The organism is Kitasatospora sp. NPDC091257 (genome assembly GCF_044757675.1).
Taxonomy (GTDB): domain Bacteria; phylum Actinomycetota; class Actinomycetes; order Streptomycetales; family Streptomycetaceae; genus Kitasatospora; species Kitasatospora lactacystinica.
Genome location: NZ_JBIVVI010000934.1, coordinates 1,944 through 3,690 on the forward strand (window position 1 = coordinate 1,944; position 1,747 = coordinate 3,690).

The window sequence follows — 1,747 nt, forward strand, 5'->3', positions numbered from 1 at the left end:
TGCCGTTGTTGGTGCAGGTGGGGTCGCCGGTCTGGGCGGGGACGCCGACGGCGTCCCAGGCGGCCTTGGCGCGGTTGAAGAAGGTGCAGGTGGGGTCGAGGTTCTTGGCGGCGGTCAGGGTGGCGGTGCGGTAGCGCTTGTAGGTCATGCCGCTGGTCTTGAGGAGCATGCCGCCGTAGAAGACCCGGCCGGCGTCCTTGATGCCGATGCCGGTGACGGAGGAGTTGTTGCAGGTGGGGCTGGTGGGTTTGCCGCCGCCGGGGGTCGAGCCCTCGGCGAGGAGGTAGAACCAGTGGTTGAGCGGGCCGGCCGCGGCGTGTTCCTCGGTGTTCGGGATGGACGCCGAGTAGCAGTTGGGGTTGTTGCCGACCAGGGAGGGGTTGTACATGTTGCGGATCGGGCCGCTGCCGACGAGGTCGACCGTCTCGCCGACGGTGTAGTCCGGGGAGTCGTAGGGGGCGGGTTCGTTGGTGTAGGCCTCGGTGAGGGCGCCCATGATGTCGCCGGTGGCCTCGCCCAGGCCGGACTCGTTGTTGGCGCCGCCGGGGGTGTACTGGTCGATGCCGTGGCCGAACTCGTGGCCGACGACGTCGATGGAGGCGATCCACTTGTTGGCCTGGCTGTGGCCGATGGATATGGTGCTGCCGTCCCAGTAGGCGTTGACGTCGCCCAGGCCGACCTTGACGGGCCAGCTGCCGCCGTTGCCGTTGTGGCCGTTGCGCCCCAGCCAGTCGCGGAGCATGTCCCATTCCTTCTGGGCCGCGAACATCGCGTCGCCGCAGCCGGTCTCCTTGCTGGAGGCGCTGCCGGTGCCCCAGGAGTCGCTCGATTTGGAGAAGACCTGGCCGGTGCCGTAGTCGGCGCACGACAGGCCGGGGCGGTTCGGGTCGCGCAGCGTGTAGGAGCCGCCCGAGCCGGTGGTGGCGATCGTGGGCGAGGGGCCGTTCCACTCGCTGTTCAGGGTGCCCGCGTGGACGTCGTCGTAGCTGTCGGCGACCTCGCCGGTGGTGGCGTCGACGAACACGTGCAGGCGGCTGGGGGCGGCGCCCTTGTGGCCGGTGAGGACGGTCTCCCAGGCCAGGCGGCTGTTGCCGTCCTTGACCCGCACCACCAGGCGGCGCGACTCGACCGTGTCGACGGAGGCCAGCTCGGTGCGGGCGGTCCTCTCCGCCTGCTCCGCGCCGATCCGCGCGGTGGTGGAGGTGCCGACGGGGCCGGTGGCGGCGGACTGCAGGGCGCGGACCGTGCCCCGGGAGTCGGCGAGGACGACCGCGTCGCCGCCGACCACGGGCAGCCCGCGGTAGCTGCGCTCGTAGGCCACGGAGTAGAGGCCGCCCACCCAGGGTGTGACGGCCTTGCGCTCGTAGGTCTCGTCGCTGCCCTTGGCCAGCGCGTCCAGGCCCGCCGTCACGGCGGCGTCGGCGGCGCTCACCGCCGCGGCCAGCCCGCTCGGGGGTGCGGGGGAGGGGGAAGGTGCGGCGGTGGCCGGCCCCGCGGTGGCGGCGATCATGCCGGCCAGCACGGTCAGGGTGGTCGCCGCGGTCAGCAACCGTCCTGCGGAAATCCTGCGTTGCATCGGGGCTCCTCGCGTGTGGGGGTCCTCGACCGCGGACGGCAGGCTGGTGGCACACCGCAGGGGGCCGCGTCGGGGGGACGGCCGTGCGGGCCGTCCGCGCTCGGGTGCCCGAACCCTCACACGGCGTCATGGCCGGGTCAATGGCTGGTGCGCGTGAGGCGCCGGGTTGGC

General features: G+C 72.5%; 1 protein-coding gene. It reads right to left on the reverse strand.

Annotation, left to right across the window (positions count from 1 at the left end; translation table 11 throughout):
- The coding region (locus tag ACIQOV_RS32315) for a M4 family metallopeptidase (protein WP_401054257.1) at positions 1–1,576 on the reverse strand (1,576 nt) is incomplete at its 3' end.
- Positions 1,577–1,747 lie beyond the last annotated feature (171 nt).